This is a genomic window from Paenibacillus sp. (genome assembly GCF_031177825.1).
In the GTDB taxonomy this organism is placed as follows: Bacteria; Bacillota; Bacilli; order Paenibacillales; family YIM-B00363; genus Paenibacillus_AE.
In genome coordinates, this window is sequence record NZ_JAPSKE010000060.1 from 1 (window position 1) to 1,757 (window position 1,757).

1 protein-coding gene and 1 pseudogene are annotated in these 1,757 nt (G+C 57.8%); both read right to left on the minus strand.

The features are described from left to right. Window positions 1–265: pseudogene (locus tag RIN49_RS28730) on the minus strand (nickel ABC transporter, nickel/metallophore periplasmic binding protein); the annotation flags it as partial. A 35-nt stretch (window positions 266–300) separates the two neighbouring features. Beyond that, window positions 301–1,614: an opine metallophore biosynthesis dehydrogenase gene (locus RIN49_RS28735; RefSeq protein ID WP_309123518.1), complete on the minus strand. Its 1,314-nt coding sequence runs from the start codon at window positions 1,612–1,614 to the stop codon at window positions 301–303. Window positions 1,615–1,757: the final 143 nt, after the last annotated feature.

A 1,757-nucleotide genomic window follows, 5' to 3' on the forward strand; every position in this document is an offset into this window, starting at 1 on the left:
CCAGCAGCGGCCGAATGCCGTCCTTCGTGTTTTCGACCAGCGATTCGTATACGATCCCCTGCGCCGGCATGGAGCCGGGATACAGATGGGGATTCATGTCGTTAATGTCTTTGGCCGAGGCATAGACTAGCTCCTGAACCGGATCGGCGCCTCCCCCCGAATCCGAGGCTCCCCCCGCGCCTTCCTTGCCGCCGCTGCTGCAGCCGGTTAATACTACGATAGAAACGATAAATGCGATGATTCCTGTTGACCATGTTTTCCTCACTGTCCAAATCCTCCTCAGTTAATTCCGCGATGGCTTCAGCTGCGCGCTTCATGCGAAGACGCTTCGATTTCGCGGCAAATCATATTCAACTCTTCTTCGAAGCTTTGAGCCGTGAAGGCTTCCGACAACGGCTGTCCCGCGAGCGTCCGGGACGCTTCCTCAAGCGCCCGCTCGTAGAGGGCGATATACGAGTCGAGAGTCGGGCTGGCGATGCCTAAGAAGGCGGCAATGCCCCGCACGATCTTGATCCGGTAGTAGTCCTCCTTCGGCATCCGCGGAATATCCCACTTTCCTTCCTTGTTGACGAATATGCGCCGAATGGGAACCGCGGAAAAATCGAAGTACCTTCCTTCATCGTCCGGCGCCGAGAACGGATCGATCAGCAGCGACGCATACCGGACATACAGCAAATATTGCTGATGAATCGGCTCCAGCTGCGTGAACCGTTCGATCTCCGGGCGCGGCAGGCTTTCCGGCCGGACCGGATAATTGTCGTCCGTCATAAACTTAAGCAAATTGACGCCTTGCAGGCCCAGCGCTTCGACGACGCCCGTCATCTCTTTCCATGAGGCCAGCATGCCGCGAATGAGCGACGGCGTAATCGGCCCTTCGGGAAACAGCTTGTAGACGTAAGCCTTGCCGGGCGTCGATCCGAATATCGCGTTCAGCGCGAACTCGTTCATGAACAGCGGCGGATGAACGTACAACGAGATGTTTCTCGTCTCCGCTTCAAGCGGCGCAGACATGACCTCCAATGCGATGCCCAGCTGTCCGTACAGCTCGCGAATCATCGACAGAGCCTCGGAGGCGGCGCGGGTAGAACCGACGAACACCTTGCGCTTAACCCCGGTCGTCACGACGCTCCAGGAAGGTTCTCCGCGCAGCCATCGCGTATCGCCCAGATAGGTCGAGAAGCTGACGATTTCCGCGTCCGAGCCGATTTCATTCATGTAATGGCGGACCAGACTGCTCGAGCCGAAGGTCGGAGAAATCAACACAACGCACTTGGCGCGCTTCAAAATATCGGTTTCGATTTGCTTCAATACCTCTATGTACGCATCCGTCGTCACCGCCAGCACGACGGCATCCCATTCGCCCGTTACGTTCCCGTAGCCTTGAAAAACGTGATCGACGAAACATTCTCCCGCCAGCGGCCGGTGAAGCTCGTTCTGAACCTCCGCCCGAATATGTCCGCCGCTCTGCCGAAGCGCCGTAAAGAACGGCTCGGAACGGACCGATTCCCGTCCCGCTATCGCAATACGGCAATGCATGCGGGTTTTGAACAAAACGGCCAATTGCACGGATGCGGGACCTGTTCCCGCCAGAAGCACGCTGCTCATTACGCTCATTCCCTCCACCTCCAACTCTTATCCGGCCTGCGCCGAACTCGCCCCGGCGACGCGCTCGTATAAGGCGACGTCGAATACTTGACCGGGCCGCGGAACGGTTTCGACCAGTCTCCATTTCCGTTCGTCCACATCCCGCTTCGGAT